At 70.9% G+C, this 22591-nt stretch carries 19 protein-coding genes; 13 read left to right on the top strand and 6 right to left on the bottom strand.

Translation table 11 applies throughout. The features are described from left to right. The first annotated feature begins 127 nt into the window (after positions 1-127). Positions 128-1210, top strand: coding sequence for an S-(hydroxymethyl)mycothiol dehydrogenase (locus tag U5C87_RS00230; protein WP_330474667.1), 1083 nt, complete (start codon positions 128-130; stop codon positions 1208-1210). Further along, positions 1207-1881, top strand: a complete 675-nt coding sequence (locus U5C87_RS00225) for an MBL fold metallo-hydrolase (protein ID WP_330474666.1) — start codon at positions 1207-1209, stop codon at positions 1879-1881. The genes U5C87_RS00230 and U5C87_RS00225 overlap by 4 nt, the downstream gene beginning before the upstream one ends. 73 nt (positions 1882-1954) lie before the next feature. Here the strand turns inward: U5C87_RS00225 and U5C87_RS00220 are convergent, their stop codons facing one another. After that, positions 1955-2719 carry a hypothetical protein gene (locus tag U5C87_RS00220; RefSeq protein ID WP_330474665.1) on the bottom strand — a complete coding sequence of 255 codons (765 nt, stop codon included), beginning with the start codon at positions 2717-2719 and terminating at the stop codon, positions 1955-1957. 85 nt (positions 2720-2804) lie between these two features. Here U5C87_RS00220 and cysS point away from each other — a divergent pair, with 85 nt between their 5' ends. The 4 genes from cysS (at position 2805) to U5C87_RS00200 (ending at position 6919) form a co-directional block, all read left to right on the top strand. After that, the gene (cysS, locus tag U5C87_RS00215) at positions 2805-4292 is read left to right on the top strand and encodes a cysteine--tRNA ligase (RefSeq protein WP_030199735.1); all 1488 of its coding nucleotides are present in this window, start codon (positions 2805-2807) and stop codon (positions 4290-4292) included. Between the two features lies 1 nt (position 4293). Then, positions 4294-5268, top strand: a complete 975-nt coding sequence (gene rlmB / locus U5C87_RS00210) for a 23S rRNA (guanosine(2251)-2'-O)-methyltransferase RlmB (RefSeq protein ID WP_330474664.1) — start codon at positions 4294-4296, stop codon at positions 5266-5268. Positions 5269-5524: 256 nt separating this feature from the next. Further along, positions 5525-6379 (top strand): DUF929 family protein, encoded by an 855-nt coding sequence (locus U5C87_RS00205; protein ID WP_330474663.1) that lies wholly within the window; start codon positions 5525-5527, stop codon positions 6377-6379. A 6-nt stretch (positions 6380-6385) separates the two neighbouring features. Continuing rightward, positions 6386-6919, top strand: coding sequence for a vitamin K epoxide reductase family protein (locus U5C87_RS00200; protein WP_330474662.1), 534 nt, complete (start codon positions 6386-6388; stop codon positions 6917-6919). Positions 6920-6958: 39 nt separating this feature from the next. Here the strand turns inward: U5C87_RS00200 and U5C87_RS00195 are convergent, their stop codons facing one another. The 3 genes from U5C87_RS00195 to U5C87_RS00185 form a co-directional block, all read right to left on the bottom strand. Then, positions 6959-8203 (bottom strand): DUF4032 domain-containing protein, encoded by a 1245-nt coding sequence (locus U5C87_RS00195; RefSeq protein WP_330474661.1) that lies wholly within the window; start codon positions 8201-8203, stop codon positions 6959-6961. After that, on the bottom strand, positions 8200-8859 hold the full coding sequence (locus U5C87_RS00190) for a Pr6Pr family membrane protein (RefSeq protein WP_330474660.1): 660 nt from the start codon (positions 8857-8859) through the stop codon (positions 8200-8202). The genes U5C87_RS00195 and U5C87_RS00190 overlap by 4 nt, the downstream gene beginning before the upstream one ends. Positions 8860-8994: 135 nt before the next feature. After that, positions 8995-10098, bottom strand: a complete 1104-nt coding sequence (locus U5C87_RS00185; RefSeq protein WP_330474659.1) for an ABC transporter ATP-binding protein — start codon at positions 10096-10098, stop codon at positions 8995-8997. 268 nt (positions 10099-10366) lie between these two features. On the opposite strand from U5C87_RS00185, the gene U5C87_RS00180 reads away from it, so the two are divergent. From U5C87_RS00180 to U5C87_RS00160, 5 genes are all read left to right on the top strand, one after another. Continuing rightward, the gene (locus tag U5C87_RS00180; RefSeq protein WP_330474658.1) at positions 10367-11686 is read left to right on the top strand and encodes a sugar ABC transporter substrate-binding protein; all 1320 of its coding nucleotides are present in this window, start codon (positions 10367-10369) and stop codon (positions 11684-11686) included. A 151-nt stretch (positions 11687-11837) separates the two neighbouring features. After that, positions 11838-13382: an ABC transporter permease subunit gene (locus U5C87_RS00175; protein ID WP_330474657.1), complete on the top strand. Its 1545-nt coding sequence runs from the start codon at positions 11838-11840 to the stop codon at positions 13380-13382. After that, a complete protein-coding gene (locus U5C87_RS00170; RefSeq protein WP_330474656.1) occupies positions 13382-14326 on the top strand; it encodes a sugar ABC transporter permease in 945 nt (314 codons plus the stop codon). Before U5C87_RS00175 ends, U5C87_RS00170 begins: the two co-directional genes overlap by 1 nt. Beyond that, positions 14323-16209 carry a glycoside hydrolase family 13 protein gene (locus tag U5C87_RS00165; RefSeq protein WP_330474655.1) on the top strand — a complete coding sequence of 629 codons (1887 nt, stop codon included), beginning with the start codon at positions 14323-14325 and terminating at the stop codon, positions 16207-16209. The genes U5C87_RS00170 and U5C87_RS00165 overlap by 4 nt, the downstream gene beginning before the upstream one ends. Position 16210: 1 nt before the next feature. Beyond that, positions 16211-17224: a LacI family DNA-binding transcriptional regulator gene (locus U5C87_RS00160; RefSeq protein WP_330474654.1), complete on the top strand. Its 1014-nt coding sequence runs from the start codon at positions 16211-16213 to the stop codon at positions 17222-17224. 431 nt (positions 17225-17655) lie between these two features. On the opposite strand, the gene otsB is transcribed toward U5C87_RS00160, so the two are convergent. Together otsB and U5C87_RS00150 are read right to left on the bottom strand one after the other, a co-directional pair. Beyond that, positions 17656-18459 carry a trehalose-phosphatase gene (gene otsB / locus U5C87_RS00155; RefSeq protein ID WP_330474653.1) on the bottom strand — a complete coding sequence of 268 codons (804 nt, stop codon included), beginning with the start codon at positions 18457-18459 and terminating at the stop codon, positions 17656-17658. Further along, positions 18456-19970 carry an alpha,alpha-trehalose-phosphate synthase (UDP-forming) gene (locus tag U5C87_RS00150; protein WP_330474652.1) on the bottom strand — a complete coding sequence of 505 codons (1515 nt, stop codon included), beginning with the start codon at positions 19968-19970 and terminating at the stop codon, positions 18456-18458. Before U5C87_RS00150 ends, otsB begins: the two co-directional genes overlap by 4 nt. A gap of 154 nt (positions 19971-20124) precedes the next feature. On the opposite strand from U5C87_RS00150, the gene U5C87_RS00145 reads away from it, so the two are divergent. Then, the gene (locus U5C87_RS00145) at positions 20125-20556 is read left to right on the top strand and encodes a CBS domain-containing protein (protein WP_330474651.1); all 432 of its coding nucleotides are present in this window, start codon (positions 20125-20127) and stop codon (positions 20554-20556) included. Between the two features lie 91 nt (positions 20557-20647). Then, entirely contained in the window at positions 20648-22498 is a 1851-nt protein-coding gene (locus U5C87_RS00140) for a serine/threonine-protein kinase (RefSeq protein WP_330474650.1), read from the top strand. Positions 22499-22591: the final 93 nt, after the last annotated feature.

The raw sequence follows: 22591 nt of genomic DNA, 5'->3' as shown, positions 1-22591 counted from the left end.
GGGCGCTCACTCGACGCAGCGGGACGCGCGGCGCCGCTCGCCCTCGTTGCGTCTGCCGCCCCGGGGCGTTTGGGTAGGTCAAGGAAGGCCCTCGGGGCCGCACGTCCGCAGATCGACAGGAGTAGTCATGCCGCAGACCGTCAAGGGTGTCATCAGCCGCAGCAAGGGAGCCGACGTCGAGGTCGTCGACGTCGTCGTGCCCGACCCGGGACCCGGCGAGGCGGTGGTCAAGATCGAGACCTGCGGGGTGTGCCACACGGACCTGCACTACCGCGAGGGCGGCATCAACGACGACTACCCGTTCCTGCTCGGGCACGAGGCAGCGGGCTACGTCGAGGCCGTCGGCGAGGGTGTCACCGACGTCGCACCCGGCGACTTCGTCATCCTCAACTGGCGCGCCGTCTGCGGCCAGTGCCGGGCCTGCGCCAAGGGCAAGCCGTGGTACTGCTTCAACACCGCGAACGCCACGCAGAAGATGACGCTGACCGACGGCACCGAGCTGACGCCGGCCCTCGGCATCGGCGCCTTCATCGAGAAGACCCTCGTCGCCGCCGGCCAGTGCACCAAGGTGCCCGAGGCCGACGCCGCCGCGGTCGGTCTGCTCGGCTGCGGGGTCATGGCCGGCTTCGGTGCGGCCGTCAACACCGGCGGCGTGACCCGGGGCGACTCCGTCGCCGTCATCGGCTGCGGGGGTGTCGGCAACGCCGCCATCGCTGGCGCCCGGGTGGCCGGCGCGACGACGATCATCGCCGTCGACGTCAGCGACGCCAAGCTCGAGCAGGCCAGGCACTTCGGCGCGACGCACACGGTCAACAGCAAGGACACCGACGCGGTCGAGACGATCCGCAGCCTGACCGGCGGCAACGGCGCCGACGTCGTCGTCGAGGCGGTCGGCCGCCCCGAGACCTACGAGCAGGCCTTCTACGCCCGCGACCTCGCCGGCACGGTGGTCCTCGTCGGCGTGCCGACGCCCGACCAGCAGGTGACCCTGCCGATGATCGACATCTTCGGTCGCGGCGGCTCGCTCAAGTCGAGCTGGTACGGCGACTGCCTGCCGAGCCGGGACTTCCCGATGCTCGTCGAGCTCTACAGGCAGGGCCGCTTCGACCTCGACGCCTTCGTCACCGAGCGCATCGGCCTCGGCGACATCGAGGCGGCGTTCGAGAAGATGCACCGCGGCGAGGTGCTGCGTTCGGTGGTCGAGCTGTGAGCGCCGACGACGCGGCCGACCAGGTCAGGCCCTCGCAGGGCGGCGTGCGCGTCGACCACACGACCACCGAGGGCACCTTCAGCCTCGACGGCGGCACGTGGGAGGTCGAGAACAACGTCTGGGTCATCGGTGACGACACCTCGTGCGTCGTCATCGACGCCCCGCACGACGCCGGCGCGATCCTCGAGCTCGTCGGCGACCGTCGCCTGACGCATGTGCTGCTGACGCACGCGCACGACGACCACGTCACGGTCGTGCCCGAGCTGCTCGCGTCGCACCCGGGGGCGAAGGTCGCGCTGCACCCCGACGACCGGGTGCTGTGGGACCGGACCCATCCCGACCTGGCGCCGACGCAGGACCTCGCCGACGGGGACGTCGTGCAGGTCGGCGACGTCGAGCTCTTCGTGCTGCACACCCCTGGCCACGCCCCGGGTGCGTGCTGCTTCTTCGCGCGTGACCTCGCCGTCGTCTTCACGGGCGACACGCTCTTCCACGGCGGTCCGGGGTCGACGGGTCGCTCGTACTCCGACTTCCCGACCATCGTCGAGTCGATCAGGGACAAGCTGCTCTCCCTGCCGCCCGAGACGGCGGTCCTGACCGGCCACGGCCGCGCCACGACCGTCGGCGACGAGTTGCCCGACGTCGAGGAGTGGATCCGCCGAGGGCACTGACGCGCGCTCCGCGCCACACGGCATGCGCAAGCGGGCGTATGCCGTGTGGCCGCGCCGGGCCTGCCGGGCGGGCTCAGGCGCGTGGTGCGTCGCGCAGCAGGCTGATCTTCTGCCAGATCTTGCGGCTCATTCCGGTCGTGAGGTTCTCGATCTCGCTCACGGTGTCGAGTACGAGCGCGTCGGTCGACTCCTCGGCGCAGAGGGCCGCGGCCTTGGAGCAGAGCGAGAGCAGCTCGGAGCAGTAGTCGAGGTAGAGCGCGTAGTCGCGCACCGACATCGTGCGCGGGCTGACCACCTCGTCGCCGGCCACGTCGTCGCCGGCCACGGTGCCCGGCCGCGTGGCGGGCAGCAGCGCCGCCGGGTCCTTGCTCATCTGGTGCATGTCGATGATGTGCGCCAGCGACCGCAGCCGGTGCAGCCGCCGGATGAGGTCGTTGCGCACGACCCGGTCGGCGAGCGAGAGCAGGAACCAGATGGCGATGCCGGCGAAGACGAGGTCGTTGATGAGGCTCTCGACGACCGGCAGCCACTCGAACGCCGCGATCGAGCCCGCGCGCGCCACGGCGTCGCGCACGGCGATCGCGACGGCGACGACCGAGACGGCGACGACCACGACGATGAGCACGCGCGAGAGCCACAGCAGCGCGGCCCGCTGGACGGGAGCGCGGCGGCGCCGGTCGAGGAGCGCGTCGATGACCTTGCCGAGCTCCTCGGTGGCCGCGCGCAGCCCGGGGTGGCGGGGCAGGTAGGTGTCGATGCGCTCGCCGAGGTAGCTGATGACGGCGCGGACCTCGGTGCCGTCGAGCCGCTCGTAGCTCGTGAGCCGCGGTTGCGCCATGGCCCCGACCCTAGTCCGAGGGCCGCTGCAGCTGCCGGACCGTCGCTGGTCGGGCGCGTGGCGACGCGCCGATAGACTTCGGCGGGTGAGCCTACGACTGTTCGACACCGCAACCCGGGAGCTGCGCGACTTCACGCCGCGCGAGGCGGGCAAGGTCGGCATGTACATCTGTGGCCTCACCACCCAGGGTGCGCCGCACATCGGGCACATCCGTTTCGCCGTCGCGTTCGACGTGCTGCGCCGCTGGCTCGAGACCGGGCACGGCTACGACGTGACGCTCGTGCGCAACGTCACCGACATCGACGACAAGGTGCTGCGCAAGGCCGCCGAGGCGGGCGAGCAGTGGTTCGCCCTGACCTACCGCAACGAGCGGCTCACCTCGCAGGCGCTCGACGCGCTGGGCGTCGAGCCCGCCACCTACGAGCCGCGCGCCACCGGGCACGTGCCCGACATGGTCACGCTCATGGAGACCCTCATCGACAAGGGGCACGCGTATGCCGCCCCCGACGGCAGCGGCGACGTCTACTTCGACGTGCGCTCGTGGCCCGAGTACGGCTCGCTCACGGGCCAGTCGCTCGACGACATGGCGAGCGCCGACGACGCCGACCCGCGCGGCAAGCGCGACCCCCGCGACTTCGCGCTCTGGAAGGGCCGCAAGTCCGACGAGCCCGAGAGCGCCTCGTGGCCGACGCCGTTCGGCGCCGGACGCCCCGGCTGGCACCTCGAGTGCTCCGCCATGGCGCGGCGCTGGCTCGGCGACGAGTTCGACATCCACGGCGGCGGCATCGACCTGCGTTTCCCGCACCACGAGAACGAGCAGGCGCAGTCGCGCGCGGCCGGTCTCGGCTTCGCCCGCTACTGGCTCCACAACGCGTGGGTCACGGTCAAGGGCCAGAAGATGGGCAAGTCCCTCGGCAACGCCCTCGAGGTCGCGCACCTGCTCGAGGTGACCCGCCCCATCGTGCTGCGCTACTACCTCACGGCCGCGCACTACCGTTCGACGATCGAGTACCACGAGGGCTCGCTCGAGGAGGCCGCCGGCGCCGTCGAGCGCATCGAGGGCTTCCTCGAGCGCGCGGCCCGACGCGGCGAGATCGTGCCCGTGGCCGCGACCGACCTGCCGGCGGCGTTCGTCGCCTCGATGGACGACGACCTCGGCGTCAGCGGCGCGCTCGCCGTCGTGCACGACACCGTGCGGGCCGGCAACAGCGCGCTCGACGAGGACGACGACGAGGCGGCCCTCGCGGCCGCCGGCGCCGTCGTCGCCATGACCGACGTGCTCGGCGTGAACCCCCTTGCGGCGCACTGGGGTTCGGGCGGCAGCCGCGAGGACGCCGCCGCCGAGGTGGCGCTCGAGGCACTCGTGCGGGCCCAGCTCGACGCGCGCCAGGTCGCCCGCCAGGAACGCGACTTCGAGCGCGCCGACGAGATCCGCGACAGCCTGACGGCCGTCGGCATCGAGATCACCGACACCCCCTCCGGGGCCCAGTGGTCCCTCGCCCGCGCACCGCGCGCGAACGACCCCGAAGACACCACCACCGCGGCCCCCGGGGCCGAGAAGGCACAGGGCTGACATGCCAGGCAACTCCCAGAGGCGCGGCGCCATCCGCAAGAGCAGCAAGGGCGCGACCGTCGGTTCAGGCGGCCAGCGCCGCCGCGGGCTCGAGGGCAAGGGCCCGACCCCCAAGGCCGCCGACCGCGAGTACCACCCCGCGCACAAGCGGGCCACGTCCGCCGCCAAGCGCTCCGGTGGCGGCTCCGCCGGTCCGGGTGGCCGCGGCCAGGCGCGCTCCAAGAGCCGCGGCAGCAAGGCCTCGAGCGAGATGGTCTACGGCCGCAACTCGGTCGTCGAGGCCCTGCGCGCGGACGTGCCCGTGGCGACGATGTACATCGCGACGCGCATCGACACCGACGACCGGGTGCGCGAGGCCCTCAAGATCGCCACCGAGCGCGGCCTCGCCATCCTCGAGACGCCCCGCGGCGAGCTCGACCGCCTCACCGACGGCGGCGTCCACCAGGGCATGGCGCTGCAGGTGCCGCCCTACGAGTACGCCCACCCGAACGACCTCATCGACCCCGAGATGCCCGGCATCCCGCTCGTCGTGGCCCTCGACGGCATCACCGACCCGCGCAACCTCGGCGCCATCGTGCGGTCCGTCGCGGCCTTCGGCGGTCACGGCGTCGTCGTGCCGGAGCGGCGCTCGGTCGGCATGACGGCCTCCGCGTGGAAGACCTCCGCCGGTGCCGCCGCCCGCATCCCCGTGGCCCGCGCCAGCAACCTCACGCGCGCCCTCGAGGAGTTCAAGAAGGCCGGCTTCTTCATCCTCGGCCTCGACATGGACGGCGACGTCGAGCTGCCCGACCTGACGCTCGCCACCGAGCCGCTCGTCATCGTGACCGGCTCCGAGGGCAAGGGCCTCTCGCGCCTCGTCCGCGAGACGTGCGACCAGATCGTCTCGATCCCGATGAGCTCGGCCGTCGAGTCGCTCAACGCCGGCCTCGCCACCGGCGTCACCCTCTACGAGATCGCCCGCCAGCGCCGACGCTGACGGGCGACGCCCGACCCCGCGGGACGGCATACGCCCGTTCGGCGCAGCCGACGTCGACAGGCGAGTGGGGAGCGGGCGGGACCATGCACGAGGGTCAGCGAGGACCCGGCTGTGAGTTGGGGAACTTCGGACGGCCCTCCCACGCTGGTCTGATGGTGCTCGATTAGAGTGCTGTCGAGTCGACTACGCCCTGTAGTACCCACCGGGGCGTCACGCTGAGCGCTGCGGACGAGCAGCCGGAACGAAGGACGTACCCGTGGCGAAGAGCACCCGCGCCGAGACGGCCGCCCGAGCGGCGCAGCTGCGCGCCGAGGCCGCCCGCAAGGACCGCCAGCGCACCCAGGTCATCGCCGCGTCGGTGGCCGTCGTCGTCGTGATCATCGCCGTCGTCGTCGGGGTCGTCATCTCCAACCGGCCCAAGGACGCTCCCGCGGCCGCCAGCGGGGGAGCCGCCGCGCTCGCCACCCTCGAGAAGCTGCCCGCGACCCTCTTCGACAAGGCGCCGGCGCCCTCGCCCGCGCAGGCGCCGACCAAGCTGCAGGGCGGCACCGCGCTGACGCAGGACGGCAAGCCGAAGGTGCTCTACATCGGCGCCGAGTACTGCCCCTTCTGCGCGATGGAGCGCTGGGCCCTCATCGGTGCGCTGTCGCGCTTCGGCACCTTCACCGGCGTCACCGAGACGACGAGCTCGAGCACCGACGTGCACCCCAACACCCCGACGTTCTCGTTCAAGGACGCGAAGTTCACGAGCGACGTCGTCGCCTTCCAGGCCATCGAGACCCAGGACCGCGAGGGCAAGCCCCTGCAGACGCTCGACGGCGAGAATCTCGCGCTGTTCCAGAAGTTCAACCCGGGCGGCGGCATCCCGTGGGTCACCTACGGGGGCACGCACGCCACCGACGGCGCAACGGTCGACGCCAACGCCTTCGAGGGCAAGACCTACGACCAGATCATCGCCGGCATCCAGGACCCGACCTCCGACATCGGCAAGACGGTGACGCCCGCGATCAACATGATCACCGCCCAGATCTGCTCGCAGACCGACGGCAAGCCGGCCAACGTCTGCACGAGCCAGGGCGTGCAGTCCGCGTCCGTGCTGCTCAAGCGGTGACGCGGCGTGAGCTCGCTGCGTGACGACGTGACCACGGGCGACGCCCCGGTGGTCGCCGGACGCACCCGCCCGGCGTGGCTCGCACCCGTCTCGGTGGTGCTCGCGGTCGTGGGGCTGCTCGTCTCGGCCTACCTGACCTACGAGCACTTCACGGCCAACGCCACCCTGGCGTGCAGCATCGGCGGCGTCGTCGACTGCGCCAAGGTCACGACGAGCGCGTGGAGCACCTTCATGGGGGTGCCGGTGGCGCTGCTCGGCCTCGTCTTCTTCGTCGTGGCGCTCGCGCTCTGCCTGCCGCGCGTGTGGCGCCGACCCGAGGCGTGGCTGGGCGCGGCGCGACTCGGCTGGCTCACCGTCGGCCTCGGCATGGTGCTCTACCTCGTGTGGGCCGAGCTCTACCGCATCAACGCGATCTGCCTGTGGTGCACCGCGGTCCACGTCGTGACGTTCCTGCTGTGGATCGTCGTCCTCTTCGGCCAGATCCTCTCGGGGCCGGCGGAGTCCGCGCACGTCGACCGCGAGGGTATGCCGGCGCGCTGAGTCGCGACGAGCCGCTTCGCTTCGCGGGTGGCGGCATCGTCAGTCGAACCGGCTGATGACCGGCATCTCCTCGGTGTCGACGCCGAGGACGGACTTCTCCTCCGGCTTGGCCGGCAGGACCGTCGCGACGTAGTCGCGTAGGGCGTCCTCGATCGGGGTGTCGTGCCCGGCGCGCTCGCTCATGTACCAGCGGTGCTCGAGCACCTCGTGGAAGATCTCGGCCGGCTCGAGGCGACCGGTCAGCTCACGTGGCACGGCACGCGTCACGGGCTCGTAGACCTTGGCCAGCCAGTCGTGCGCGACGATCTCCTCGTCGTCACCCTGACGGTCGGTCGCGGCGGTGTAGGCGTCGAGGTCGTTGAGCAGGCGGCGCGCCTGGTTCTCGCCGACGTCGAGGCCGGTGAGCCGCAGCAGGCGGCGGGAGTGGTGGCCGGCGTCGACGACCTTCGGGGTGATGACGATCTCGGTGCCCCCGATGTCGGTCGTCATCGACAGCTCGTCGACGTCGAAGCCGAGCTCGTTGAGGCGCCGGATGCGCTCGTCGACGCGCCAGCGGTCACCGAGCTCGAAGCGCTCGGTGCCGGTGAGGGCGTCCCACAGCGTGTGGTAGCGCTCGATGACCGAGGCGGACACCTCGAAGGGGTCGGCGTGCTCCTCGAGGAAGCCACCGGCCGCGAGGTCCATGAGCTCGCCCGCGATGTTGACCCGCGCGATGTCGAGGTCGTGCTCGCGCTGGCCGTCGGACAGGCGCGCGTGCAGCTCACCGGTCTCGGCGTCGACGAGGTAGGCGGCGAAAGCGCCCGCGTCGCGGCGGAAAAGGGTGTTGGACAGCGACACGTCGCCCCACCAGAAGCCTTCGAGGTGCAGGCGCACGAGGAGCACCGCGAGGGCGTCCATGAGGCGCACCGCCGTGTCGGGCCGGAGGTTCTGGCTGTAGAGCGCGCGGTAGGGCAGCGAGAACTGCAGGTGGCGCGTGATGAGGCACGCGTCGAGCGGCTCACCGTCGACCGTCGTGCGACCGTGCACGACACCGAACGGTTCGACCGACGGCACGTCGAGCCGACGCAGGTTGCGCAGCATGGCGTACTCGCGGTCGGCGATGTCGTCCTTGATCTCCTTGACCGCCAGCACCCGGGCGCCGAGCTTGACGAAGCGGACGACGTGGCGCGAGATGCCGCGGGGGAGCGCTGCGAGGTGGCTCTCGGGCCACTCCTCCAACGGTGTCGACCACGGCAGGTCGAGCAGGGCGGACTCGGGCCTGGCGGTGGTGATCTCGAGCGTCACGCGCTCATCGTGGCACGCTCGCGCGACAGACGTCGATCAGCCCACAGTGCAAGGCCCCCGAGAGCGAGGAAGAGCACGGAGATGACGGCGCAGTTGAGCAGCGTCCGTCCGAGGCCGATCGTGCCCACGTTGAGGAACGGGTAGGGGTACCAGCCGACGAAGGGGCCGAGCGCGAGCGTCGCCGCGAGCCACAGCACGGGCCAGATGAGCGAGGGCAGCAGGTCCTCGCGAGTGACCTTCTCGCGAGGGCCGAAGAAGGCCCACCCGACGAAGGTCAGCGAGGGCACGACGACGTGGAGCAGGCGGTCGCAGACGAGGTTGGCCGTCGTGTAGGTCGGCGACGGCGGCAGCGCGACGGCCGCGACGATGCCCGTCACGGTGATGCCGATGAGCGAGGCGAGCCGCACGACGCGGAAGACCTGGGTGTCCACGCGGTCGCGGACGATGAGGTACATCGAGACGGCGACGAGGATGTTGGACTGGATCGTGAAGTAGCTGAAGTACCGGCGCACCTGCTCGGGGCGGGCGGTCGTCACCGCGCTCGAGTCGAGGATGTTCTCGCCGCTGACGACGAGGTAGAGCTGCAGGACGAGGGCGGTGACCGCCACGAGCAGCGTCAGGGTGTGCCAGGCGCGTCCGATCCGCGATGTCGTCACACGCGGATCCTAGGGCCACGGCGGGACTGCGGCCCGACCTTGTCGAGCCTTGGAGACGACGACGCCGGGCCGGCACCCACGAGGGGTGCCGACCCGGCGGCATACGCGATCTGCTGGCGCCGGAGGCGCTTCGGCTCAGTCGCCGACGCGCAGGCCCGACTCCGAGTTGAAGACGTGGACGTGACCGGCCTTGGGCTTGAGGTAGATCTTCTCGCCCTTCTCCGGGGGACGACGACCGTCGACGCGCGCGATGAACGGCACGGCGCCGGCGTTCTCACCGGTGGCCTCGAGCAGCTTCTGCTCGGTCGAGCCGTAGATGTAGGCGTCGGCGCCGAGCTCCTCGACGACGTCGACCGTGACGGGGATGCCCGACTGGTCCGAGCTCAGCTCGAGGTCCTCGGGGCGCACGCCGAGCGTGACGTCCTTGCCGACTCCGGCGAGGTCCTCACGCGCGATCGGCACGGTGTGGCCGTGCAGGTCGACCCCGCTCTCGCTGACGGGGACGCTCATGAGGTTCATGGCGGGCGAGCCGATGAAGCCGGCGACGAAGACGTTGGCGGGGTGGTCGTACATCCGGCGCGGGCTGTCGCACTGCTGGAGGATGCCGTCCTTGAGCACCGCGACGCGGTCACCCATCGTCATGGCCTCGACCTGGTCGTGCGTGACGTAGACCGTCGTCACGCCGAGACGGCGCTGGAGCGAGGCGATCTGCGTGCGGGTCTGGACGCGGAGCTTGGCGTCGAGGTTGGACAGCGGCTCGTCCATGAGGAAGACCTGGGGCGAGCGGACGATCGCGCGGCCCATGGCGACGCGCTGGCGCTGGCCACCGGAGAGGGCCTTCGGCTTGCGGTCGAGGTAGGGCGTGAGGTCGAGGATCTTGGCGGCTTCCTCGACGCGCTTGCGGATCTCGGCCTTGTCGACGCCGGCGATCTTGAGCGCGAAGCCCATGTTGTCGGCGACCGTCATGTGCGGGTAGAGCGCGTAGTTCTGGAACACCATCGCGACGTCGCGATCCTTGGGGGACAGGTTCGTCACGTCGCGGTCACCGATGAGGATGCGGCCGCCGTTGACCTCCTCGAGGCCGGCGAGCATGCGCAGGGAGGTGGACTTGCCACATCCGGAGGGACCGACGAGGACGAGGAACTCCCCGTCCGCGATCTCGATGTTGAGCTTGTCGACCGAGGGGACCGGGTTGCCCGGGTACTGCCTCGTCGCGTTGTCGAACGTCACTGTTGCCATGGCTTCTTTGCCTTCCTTCACCGGCAGGAACGTGCCGGACGATCCGTTGTAAAGGTGCCTGCCCGGCTGAGCAGGCACCGTCATCATGTCCCATGCGCCGCAGGTTGACCACCCCCGTCCCATCCACGACCCCGCTGACCTGCGGTTTTGTGTCGTGTCCAGAACGTTGCAAAAACTTGCTGCAAGCAGGTGGCCGCCGTCTGCAACTTCTTGCTAGATTCCGGGGCACCGGTGGCGGCGTGTGCCACCTGGCTTCAAAGGAGAATCCATGCACAAGCGTGCGCTCGGCGCTGCTGCTGTCACGGGTGTTGCCGCCCTGGCCCTCAGCGCCTGCGGTGGGTCCAGCCCCACCACCCCGTCCAACACCGGTGCCGCCGGCACGAGCAAGGCGACCACCTCTGGCACCCCCGAGACGCCGAGCGGCACCGCTGCTCCCGTCCGTGACGCCAACGTCGATCTCGTCATCTGGACCGACGCCGACCGTTCCAAGGCCGTGCAGAAGTACGCCGACCAGTTCGCCGCCGAGAACGGCGTCTCGGTCAAGGTCCAGATCTCGACCGACACCCGCGCCCAGTTCAAGGACGCGACGAAGGTCGGCAAGGGCCCGGACGTCATCGTCGGCGCCCACGACTGGCTCGGCGAGCTCGTCCAGAACTCGACGGTCGCCCCGGTCAACCTCAGCTCGGACGTCGCGGCGAAGTTCCTGCCGAGCGCCATCGCTGCCACGAAGTTCAACGGCCAGTCCTACGGCGTCCCGTACGCCGTCGAGAACATCGGCCTCATGTACAACAAGGACCTCGTCCCGAACCCGCCCAAGACCATGGACGAGCTCGTCGCCACCGGCGAGAAGCTCGTCAAGGAGGGCAAGGCCAAGCAGGTCCTGTCGCAGTTCGTCTCCAAGGTCGGCAACGCGTACTTCGCCTACCCCTACCTCTCCGCCTTCCCCGACGGCGGCATCTTCGCCACGAAGGACAACGGCGACTACGACCCCAACAAGCTGATCGTCAACAGCGCCGGCTCCGTCAAGGGTGGCGAGGTCCTCGCCGAGCTCGGCAAGAAGAAGGTCCTCTCGACCAACGTCGACGACACGAACCAGGACGCGCTCTTCGACACGAAGGCCGCCCCGTTCATGATCTCCGGTCCGTGGAGCGTCGCGAAGGCCAAGGATGCCGGGATCAACTACGGCATCGCCCCGCTGCCCAGCCTGACCGGTGGCGGCGCCATGCAGCCGTTCCTCGGTATCCAGATGTTCTACGTCTCGAGCAAGGCCAAGAACGCCGCCCTCGCGCAGGAGTTCGTCACGAACTACATCCCGCGCAAGGACGTCCAGCTCGCACTCTTCGAGGTCGGCAAGCGTCCGCCGGCCCTCAAGGAGGCCTACGACGAGGTCGCCGCGAGCGACCCCGACGTCAAGGCGTGGTACGAGGCCGGTGTCGACGGCAAGCCGATGCCGAACATCCCGGCGATGAACTCGGTCTGGGGCCCCTTCGGCCAGGCGACCGCTGACATCATCTCCGGCAAGGCCGGTGCCAAGGAGCGTCTCGACGCTGCTGCCAAGGAGATCGCGGCCAACATCGCCAAGGGCTGAGCTTCCTCGGTCTGAACAGGGGTTCCGGGGTCCGCCGCCGTGGCGGACCCCGGGTCCCCGGCCCGAGCACGGGCCACCAGGGAGCTCCTTCGGGGCTCCCCTTCGTGCATCTACGGCAACGGCGCCGGTCCGGCGCAAAAGGACGTGTCACATGACCAAGCCCCTCGCGCTCGCGATCAAGTGGGTTCTCATCCTCGCGACGATGGCCGGCATCCTGTGGGTCGCCACCAAGCTCGCCCAGGCAGGCAACACGATGGCGGTCGTCATCGCGGGACTCGTGGGGATGGGGATCCTCGCCGTCTACGCGACGCGACGGGCCGTCCCCCTGAAGTACCTCGTGCCGGGCCTGCTCTTCATGACCCTCTTCCAGCTGTGGCCGGTGCTCTACACCGCGAGCCTGTCGACGACGAACTACGGCGACGGCCATCTCTACAGCAAGGAGGAGTCGGTCTCCGACATCATCGCCCAGTCGGTGCGTGAGGTCGCCGACACCCCGCGCTACAAGATGTCGGTCGCGACGAAGGAGGGTGGCGACCCCGCCACCGCCGACCTCGTCCTGCTCCTGACCAAGCCCGACGGCTCGACGTTCGTCGGCGACAAGACAGGCCTTCAGCCGCTGCCCCCCACCGGTGTCGAGAAGACACCGGTCGGCAAGATCACCAAGGCGCCCGGCTACACGATCCTCAACGCGCGGCAGGCCAACGCCCGGAGCAAGGACCTCTCCGCCATCGCCGTGCCGACGACCGACGGTGGCGGCATCAAGCCCGTCGGCCTCTCGGAGGCCTTCGAGGGCCGCGCCACCGTCACCTACGACGCCAACGCAGACAAGCTCACCGACTCGTCCACGCAGCCACCGACCGTGTATGCGCCGAAGGACGCCCGGTGGGTCAACGTCGCCGACCCGACCGTGAGCTTCCCGCAGGGCTGGAAGGAGAGCGTCGGCTTCGCCAACTACACGCGCATCTTCACCGACCCGACGATCCGCAGCGGCTTCCTCGGCATCTTCGTCTGGAACGTCGTCTTCGCCATCGTCTCGGTGCTCTCGACGTTCCTGCTGGGCATGCTCATCGCGCTGCTCTTCAACGACCCGAGGCTGCGCGGCAAGGCCATCTACCGATCTCTGCTGATTCTCCCGTACGCGCTTCCCGGCTTCGTCACGGCGCTGGTGTGGAAGGGCATGTTCAACCAGGACTACGGCATCATCAACCAGACGCTGGGCCTGGGTGTCGACTGGCTGGGCACCTCCGCAGGAGCCAAGGCCGCGATCCTCATCACGAACCTGTGGCTCGGCTTCCCCTACATGTTCATCGTGTGCACGGGCGCGCTGCAGTCGATCCCGCAGGACGTGCGCGAGGCGGCGACCATCGACGGCGCCAACGCCTTCCGGACGCTGCGGTCGATCATCATGCCGCTGCTCCTCGTCGCCGTCGGGCCGCTGCTCCTCGCGTCGTTCGCCTTCAACTTCAACAACTTCGGGCTCATCTACCTGCTCACCAAGGGCGGCCCGTTCAACGGCGCCGACACGAGCATCGGCTCGAGCGACCTGCTCATCACGTATGCGTTCCGCCTGGCCTTCTCCGGCAGCGCGCCCAACTACGGCTTCGCCGCCGCGGTGTCCGTCATCATCTTCCTGCTCGTGGCGCTGATGAGCATCCCGGGCTTCCGCCGCACCAAGGCCCTCGAGGAGGTCAACTGATGTCGACCGTGAATGCTCCGCTCCCCGCCGACCCGCGCGTCGACGCCCGCGTCGAGCAGGAGACCGGCGCCCCGACCCCGGCCTCGCCCAAGCGCGGTGGCCTCGGCGGCTCGGTGTGGTGGCGCCACGCCCTGGGCATCCTCGCCCTGATGTGGGCGCTCTTCCCGATCCTGTTCATCTACTCGGCCGCGACCAACCCGAGCGGCACGCTCAACACGGCCAGCCTGTGGCCGTCGGGCTTCTCCACGAAGAACTTCACCGACCTGTTCAACGACAGCTCGCGCCCGTTCTGGACCTGGTACAAGAACTCGATGATCATCTCGCTCGTCGGGGCGCTCGGGGCGGTCTTCATCGGGGCGTGCGCGGCGTTCGCCTTCTCGCGCCTGCGGTTCAAGGGCCGACGCGGCGGCATGATGTTCCTGCTGCTGACGACGTTCTTCCCGGCGCTGCTCGCCATCGTCGCGACGTACATCATCTTCGCGGGCATCGGTGACGTGCTGCCGGCCTTCGGCCTCAACACCACGTCCGGCCTGATCCTCGCCTACCTCGGTGGCGCGCTCGGTGCCAACGTGTGGCTGCTCAAGGGATACTTCGACACGGTTCCGCGCGAGCTCGACGAGGCCGCGATCGTCGACGGCGCGAGCCATGCCCGCATCTTCTTCACGATGACGCTGCGCCTCGTCATGCCGATCCTCGTCACGGTGTTCATGCTCGTCTTCGTCGGGCTCTACGGCGAGTTCATGCTCGCCAGCGTCTTTTTGACCGACGTCGACCAGCAGACGCTGGGTGTCGGGCTCTACGGCATGACGCTCGGCAACGACGCGAACACCCTCTTCGGGCGGTTCACGGCCGGGGCCCTGCTCGGCTCCATCCCCGTCATGCTGCTCTACCTGGCCTTCCAGCGTCAGCTCGTCGGCGGCCTCACCACGGGATCCGTCAAGTGAGCCCTGCCCCGACCCGCCATGAGACGTGGCTGAGCCAGCCGCACCACGACGGGTCGGGGCGGTACGTCTCCAACCAGGCGCCCCGTCTCGGTGACCACGTCGACGTGCTCGTCCGCGTGCCCCTTGAGGCGGACGTCGAGGCGGTGCACGTGCGCACCGCGCCCGACGGCGAGGCCACGTTCACGGTGGCCCGCAAGGTGCGTACGACCTCGGTCGACGCCTGGTGGCGCGCGACGCTGACGTGCCACAACCCCGTCACGAACTACCGCTTCCTGCTCACCGGCGGCCCCACGAAGTACCAGTGGCTCAACGGGACCGGCGTCCACGAGCGGGACGTGCCCGACGCGAGCGACTTCCGCCTCGTCGCCCACGCGAGCCCGCCTCCGGAGTGGGCGCTGGGATCCGTCGTCTACCAGATCTTCCCCGACCGCTTCGCGCGCTCGAAGGGCGCCGACAGGCACGAGACGCCCGACTGGGCGACCCCGGCCGCGTGGACCGACCCGGTCGACCTCAGCCCCACGGGAGTCGCCCACCAGCTCTACGGCGGCGACCTCGACGGCATCACCGAGCACCTCGACCACCTCGAGTCCCTCGGCATCGACGTCGTCTACATGACGCCGTTCTTCCCGGCCCGGTCCAACCACCGCTACGACGCGTCGTCCTTCGAGCAGATCGACGAGCTCCTCGGCGGCGCCCCGGCGCTGCGCCGGCTCACCAAGGCGGCGCACGAGCGCGGCATGAAGGTGATGGGCGACTTCACGACGAACCACACGGGCAACGCCCACGAGTGGTTCCTCAAGGCGGCCGGCCCGGGCGGGAAGAACACGCCCGAGCGGGACTACTACATCTGGGAGGACGGCACCTACGTCGCGTGGCTCGGCGTGCCGTCCCTGCCGAAGCTCAACCACCTCAACGCCGCCCTGCGCCACCGCATCTTCGAGGACCCTCAAGGGGTCGTGCGCAAGTGGCTCGGTCGGTCGGGTGGGCTCGACGGGTGGCGGGTCGACGTCGCGAACATGACGGGCCGATGGCGCGCCACCGACGTCAACCACGACGTGGCGCGCCAGATGCGTGACGTCATGGGACGTGTCGCGCCCAACGCGCTGCTCGTGGGAGAGCACTTCCACGACTACACCCCCGACATGCCGGGCGACGGCTGGCACGGCGTCATGAACTACGCCGGCTTCTGCAAGCCGGCGTGGACCTGGCTGCGCCGGGAGCCCAAGGACCCGCGCTTCCTCGGAGCGCCGGTTCGCCTGCCGTTGCTCGACGCCGGCGCTGTCGTCGAGACGATGCGTGACTTCACCTCGCGCATCTCGTGGCAGTCGCTCGTGCACTCGTTCAACCTCGTCGGCTCGCACGACGTGCCGCGCATCCGCACGCTCGTCGGTGCCGAGTCCGTCGAGGTGGCCGCCGGCCTGCTCATGACGTTCCCGTCGATGCCGATGATGACCTACGGCGACGAGATCGGGATGGAGGGCACGTTCGGCGAGGACGGCCGCCGCCCGATGCCGTGGGACGAGAACGCCTGGGACGCAGACACGCTCGAGGTCTACCGCGGCTTGATCTCGGCGCGCCAGCGCTCGGTCGCGCTGCGTCGGGGCGGTCTGCGCTGGGTGCACGCCGAGGGCGACGCGATGGTCTACCTCCGCGAGACGCTCGACGAGGTGGCCCTCGTGCACGTGGCGCGGGCGGCCCACGAGCCGGTCGTGCTCGACCCGCGGCACCTCGACGGCATCGGCTCCGGCTCCTCTCTGTACGGACCGGCGCCCAAGGTGCGCAAGCGGGCTGTCACACTGAGCGCCTCGGGGCCGGCCGTGTCGATCTGGACGTGGCGCCCCACCGACGACGGTCCACGGCACGTGCGACGAAGGGTGAGGTGACGTGAAGGCACGACTGCGTGACATCGCCGGCCAGGCGAGCGTCTCCGAGGCGACGGTGTCGCGCGTGCTCAACGGCAAGCCCGGGGTGGCCGAGTCGACGCGCCAGGCGGTGCTGACGGCGCTCGACGTGCTCGGCTACGACCGGCCGAGTCGCCTGCGCCGCAAGAGCGCCGGTCTCGTCGGCCTCATCGTCCCCGAGCTGACCAACCCGATCTTCCCGGCCTTCGCGCAGATCATCGAGAACTCCCTGGCCCAGAACGGCTACACGCCGGTGCTCTGCACCCAGGTGGCCGGTGGGGTCCACGAGGACGACTACGTCCAGATGCTGCTCGAGCGGGGGGTGGCCGGCATCATCTTCATCTCCGGCCTGCACGCCGACACGACGACCGACCCGGACCGCTACATCGCCCTGCGCGACCGCAACCTGCCGCTCGTGCTCGTCAACGGCTACATCGAGGGCGTCGACGCGCCGTTCATCAGCAACGACGACGTCGCCTCGATGGGGCTCGCGCTCGAGCACCTCGTCAGCCTCGGCCACCGCGAGATCGGCCTGGCCGTCGGTCCGGACCGCTACGTCCCGGTCATCCGCAAGATCGCCGGCTTCCGGCACTCGATGCAGGAGCTCACCGGCCGCTCGGACGTCGACGACCTCATCGAGCGCTCGCTCTTCTCCGTCGAGGGTGGGGCCACCGCGGCCGGGCGTCTGCTCGACCGGGGCGCCACCGCCGTCGTGTGCGGGTCGGACCTCATGGCCCTGGGAGCGATCCGCGAGGCACGCAAGCGTGGTCTCAACGTGCCGCGTGACTTCTCGGTGGTCGGCTACGACGACTCGACGCTCATCGCCTTCACCGACCCGCCGCTGACGACGGTGCGCCAGAGCGTCAACGCCATGAGCGCGGCGACGGTGCGGGCCCTGCTCGACGAGATCGCCGGACAGCCTTCTCCCCGAGCGGAGTACGTCTTCCGCCCCGAGCTCGTCGTGCGCGGTTCGACGGGCGCCGTCCGGCGGCACTGAGCCTCGCTCGCCCGACCCGGCCGGACGGCATACGCCGGCCTGCTCACCCGCGACCCCAACCTCCGCCGGGGCGGAGAAGTGGTGGGGTTTCGGGGGGAGCAACCGCGAGAACTCCGCCGGGGCGGAGAAGTGGTGGGGTTTCGGGGGGAGCAACCGCGAGAACTCCGCCGGGGCGGAGAAGTGGTGGGGTTTCGGGGCGTGCGGCCGCGACAACTCCGCCGGGGCGGAGAAGTGGTGGGGTTTAGGGGGGAGTAAACGGCGAGAACTCCGCCGGGGCGGAGAAGTGGTGGGGTTTCGGGGCGTGCGGCCGCGACAACTCCGCCGGGGCGGAGGAAACGGAGGGGTTGAGGGGGTGGTGCCTCGAGAACTCCGCCGGGGCGGAGGAGTTGGAGGCTGGGCTGGGCGTATGCCGGGTGGCGCGGTCCCGCTCGTCAGCCCGTCACGTGCGCGGCCGAGCTGAGCTCCTGCAGGCGCGTGAGCAGGGCTGCGGCGGCGGGCTCGTCGTCGACGCGGTAGCGGGCCGCGGTCGAGCCGGTGCCGACCTTGACCGTGAGGTCGTCGGGTCGGCGCATGCGGGTGAAGGCGTCCTCGTCGGTGACGTCGTCGCCGAGGTAGACGCGCGCGACGGCATCGACGTGGCGGCCGAGCGCCGTGACGGCAGAGCCCTTGTCGGCGTGCGAGACCGACAGCTCGAGCACCGACTTGCCCTTGAGCACCTTGACGCCCGGGTGGTCGAGCGCGACGCGTCGGGCGTCGGCGATCGCGGCGTCGCCGACCTCGCGCGGCAGGCCGCGCACGTGGACGACGACGGCAGCGGACTTCAGCTCGATGTGCGCCTCGGAGTGGTGCTCCTTGATGAGCGCCTCGATGTCGGAGCGCAGCTCGGCCAGGGTCGCCTCGTCGTCGGGTGTGACAGCGGCGGCCTCCATGGCCTCGCGCACCGCCGGGCTCGACGACTCGGCGCCGTGGCTCCCGATGAGGACGATCGGCTCGTCCTCCCCGATCTCGGTGAGGGTGCGCAGCGTCGCGAGGTCGCGCCCCGAGACGACGGCGACGTGCACGCCCGGCAGGGCCGCGAGCGAGCGCAGCGTGTCGATGGCGCCGGGGACGGGGGTCGCCTGCATCGGGTCGGCGTCGAAGGGCGCAAGCACGCCGTCGTAGTCGGTGGCCACGAGCAGGGGGCGCGTCGTGGCGGCCCGCTCGAGCGCCTCCTCGACCGGGGCGACGGCGCTCATGAGCGGGCCCCGCTCGAGGCCGACCGGGACTCGTTGGGGGCGGGCATGAGCGGGGTCTCCTCCGCGTGCGGGGTGGGCGGTTGGCGAGGCTCGGGCTGGGGAAGCTCCGGCGCGGCGGCCAGGGCGGCGAGGTAGCGGGCCGCCCAGCGCTGGACGTCGTGGTCGGACACCCGGCGGCGCAGCGCCTTCATGATCCGCTGCTTGTCCCTGGCGGGGGTGTTGATGGCCCGCAGGATCGTCTGCTTGAGCCCCTCGATGTCGTGGGGGTTGCAGGCGAAGGCCTGGTGCAGCTCGTGCCAGGCGCCGGTGAACTCCGAGAGCACGAGCGCGCCGCCGAGGTCGTGGCGGCACGTGACGTACTCCTTGGCGACGAGGTTCATCCCGTCGCGCAGGGGCGTGACGAGCATGACGTCGGCGGCCTGGAAGAGGGCCGCCATCTCCTCGCGCGGGTAGGAGTGGTGCAGGTAGTGCACGGCGGGCGCGCCGATCTTGCCGAGCTCGCCGTTGATGCGCCCGACGGTCTGCTCGATCTCGCCGCGCAGCAGACGGTAGGCGTCGACACGCTCGCGGCTGGGCGTCGCCACCTGGACGAGGGTGACCTCGGGCGGTCCGACGCGCCGCTCGGAGAGCAGCTCCTCGTAGGCCTTGAGCCGGTGCCGGATGCCCTTGGTGTAGTCGAGCCGGTCGACACCGAGCATGAGGACCTCGGGGTCGCCGAGGCTCGCGCGGATCTCGCGTGCGCGGGCCATGACGTCAGGCCGCTTGGCGAGCTCCTCGAGACCCTGGAAGTCGACGGAGATCGGGATCGCGGCAGCCCGGACCTGACGGTGGGAGCCCTCCACGGTGACGCGGTCGCGCTTGGTCTGCGCGCCGAGCAGCTGCCGGCACGCGCGGACGAAGTTGCGGGCGTCGGCCTGGCGCTGGAAGCCGAGGAAGTCGGCGCCGAGCAGGCCGTCGAGCAGCTGCGCGCGCCACGGCAGCTGCGCGAAGAGCTCGACGGGCGGGAACGGGATGTGGTTGAACCAGCCGATGCGCACGTCGGGGCGCAGCTTCCGCAGCAGCGTCGGGACGAGCTGGAGCTGGTAGTCCTGCACCCAGACGGTGGCGCCCTCGGCGGCGACCTCGGCGACCGCCTCGGCGAAGCGCTGGTTGACGGCCTGGTAGCTCGACCACCACTCGCGGTGGAAGGTCGCCGGCACGATGACGTCGTGGTAGATCGGCCAGAGGGTGTCGTTGGAGAAGCCCTCGTAGTAGTCGCGCACCTCCTCGGCCGACAGCGGCACGGGGTGCAGGTGGATGCCATCCTCGTCGAAGGGCTCGGGCGCCTCGCCGGCGTCGCCGGCCCAGCCGACCCAGGCGCCGGGCTGGGAGCGCATCACCGACTCCATGGCCGTGACGAGGCCGCCGGGGCTGCGCCGCCACTCGACCTCGCCGTCGTCGCCGATGAACTTGTCGACGGGAAGGCGGTTCGCGGCGATGACGAGGTCGTAGGTCGGCCGAGGGGTCGGCACGCAATCAACTCCTGCTGCTGGAGGGACGATCGGTCTCACTCTAACGAGCGAACGGTGGCGCCCGGTGCGGTCCCGTTCTAGGGTCGAGTCAGGGCACCTCTGGCGGCGCGGGTGCGCCGCCCGAGGGGCATCGCGCCGAGGTGAAGGAGTCGCCGTGAAGGTTTCCGACGTGCTGCGCAACAAGGGCAGCGAGGTCATCACCATCAAGCCCGACGACACCGTGTCCACCCTGCTCGACCTGTTGACCGAGCACCGCATCGGCGCCGTGGTGGTCAGCGCGGACGGCTCGAGCATCGACGGCATCGTCAGCGAGCGCGACATCGTGAGCCACCTGCACGGCAGTGGCACGGGGGTGCTCGAGGCGCCGGTCTCGCAGATCATGACGAGCGAGGTCACCACCGGGTCGGCCGGCGACGACATCGCCGACCTCGCGGGCACGATGACCGAGCTGCGGGTGCGCCACGTGCCCATCGTCGACGCCGACGGCAAGCTGGCCGCCATCGTGAGCATCGGCGACATCGTCAAGCACCGCCTGTCCGAGCTGCAGTCCGAGCGCGACCAGCTGCGGGACTACATCAGCAGCTGACCACCCGGGCAGACCGGGACGAAGCAGGACACTTCGCGGCGCGCTGCCGCGACGTTGGGGCTGTCGCCTGCCCGTCGCATACCGTAGGCACATGACTGCGTACGACCGGACCGAGCGGGTGCCCGCCCCTCGGCCCGGCGCGCGCACCGGCGGCGTGCCCGTCTCGCAGCGGCCCGGCGGTCCGGGTGCCGGCGGCATCCCCGGCCAGCAGCGGATCGGCCCCTACCGCCTCATCGAGGAGATCGGCGAGGGCGGCATGGGGGTCGTGCACCTCGCCCTCGACCCGCGTGGCCGTGCGGTGGCCATCAAGGTGCTGCGCGCGCACGTGGCGCACGACACCGACGCGCGCCAGCGGCTCTCGCGCGAGGTCGACACGCTCTCGCGCATCCGCGACGCCCGCGTCGCCAGTGTCATCGACGCCGACGTCATGGCCCCGCGCCCCTACATCGTGACCCGCTACGTCCCCGGGCCGGCGCTCGACGAGGTCGTCGAGGACCACGGGCCCCTCGCGCCCGCCGACCTGCTGCGTCTCGCGCGCGGCATCGCCGAGGCGATCCGATCCATCCACGCGTGCGGCGTCGTCCACCGCGACATCAAGCCGGGCAACGTCCTGCTCGAGGACGGCGACCCCGTGCTCATCGACTTCGGCATCGCGCACCTGCAGGACGACGTGCGCCACACCGTGGGCGGGCTCGTCATGGGCACCCCGGGCTACCTCTCGCCCGAGCTCGTCGAGGGCGCCGCGATCACCGACGCCACCGACTGGTGGGGCTGGGCCGCCACGATCACGTATGCCGCGTCGGGCCGTCCGCCGTTCGGGCGAGCCCGCATGGACGCGGTTCTCACCCGCGTCCGCGCCGGCGACGTCGACCTCGACGGTGTCGACCCGCGCCTCGTGCCGCTGCTCCGGGCGTCGCTGTCGCCCGACCCGCGGCGACGACCGCACGCCGACGAGGTCATCGCCGCCCTCGAGCTCTACGCCGCCGGCCATGCCGCGACGGTCCCGACGCCGAGCGGCAACCCATGGGACGACGGTCGGGTCGGCGCCGTGCCGGGGGAGACCCAGGTCGTCCAGGGCGGCAGCACCGCCGTCCTTCCGCACGTCGCGCCGACCGTCGTCCAGCCCACCGTCAACCCCGCGGCCTACCCGCCCGCCTACCCTCCTGCCCAGCCCGTGAACGACGCGCAGGTGCGGTGGGCCCCGCCCCCTACCGGCCCGCGTGCCCCCGAGCCCGACCCCACGGCATACGACCACTGGGACGACGAGGGGGAGACCGGGCACGCTCCGGCGGACGGCTACTGGGCCGACGAGGAGTGGGCCGAGGAGGAGCCCGAGCAGCGCGAGGGTGACCCACGCATCGGCATGCCCATGCGCACGGGGCTGCTCGCCGCGTTCGGTGCCGCGTGGGTCGGCGCCCTCATGGCCTGGCCCGGCATCGCGATCCTCGTGCTCGCCGGCCTGTCGGTGCTGGCGCGCGCCACGGACCGCTCGGTCACGGCGCTCGTGCTGCGCCGCTACGACTACGGGCGGCGGCGCAGCGACGTGCCGTTCGCCGTGGTCTCCAGTCCCTGGCACCTCGTCGTCGGCGTCATCGCCACGGCGGTGGGGATGCTGCTGCCCGTCGCCGTGGCGCTCGCCGGCATCTTCGCGGGCGCCCTGCTGCTCGCGGGCACCCAGGGGACCGACCTCGGCCCGGGTGCGCCGATCACGCTGGCGGTCGGCGGTGTGCTCGGGATGCTCATGCTGTGGTGGGGTCCCGGCGGTGCCTCGCTGCGGCGGGGGTCCCGCTCGATCGCGCGGCGCGTCGTGCCTGCGGGCCTCGCATCCCAGATCGTCGCCGGGCTCCTGGTCGTCGCGGGCATCGCGGCGGCGCTCGTCGCCTTGCAGAACGGCCAGAGCATCACGTGGAACCCCTTCTCCGGCAACCCCTTCGGGGCGTGAGCGGCGCGGTCCGCTGACGGCAGGGTCCGCCGCACGGGCAGCCGAGACGGTGGTGGCGGTCGCGCGGGCGGTTCTGGAAGGCGTCTGTGCGTG

Origin of the sequence: Terrabacter sp. C0L_2 (genome assembly GCF_036352015.1) — a bacterium.
GTDB lineage: Bacteria > Actinomycetota > Actinomycetes > Actinomycetales > Dermatophilaceae > Terrabacter > Terrabacter tumescens.
Note: the sequence above shows the minus strand (reverse complement) of the source record. Positions and strands in the feature narration are given on the sequence as shown.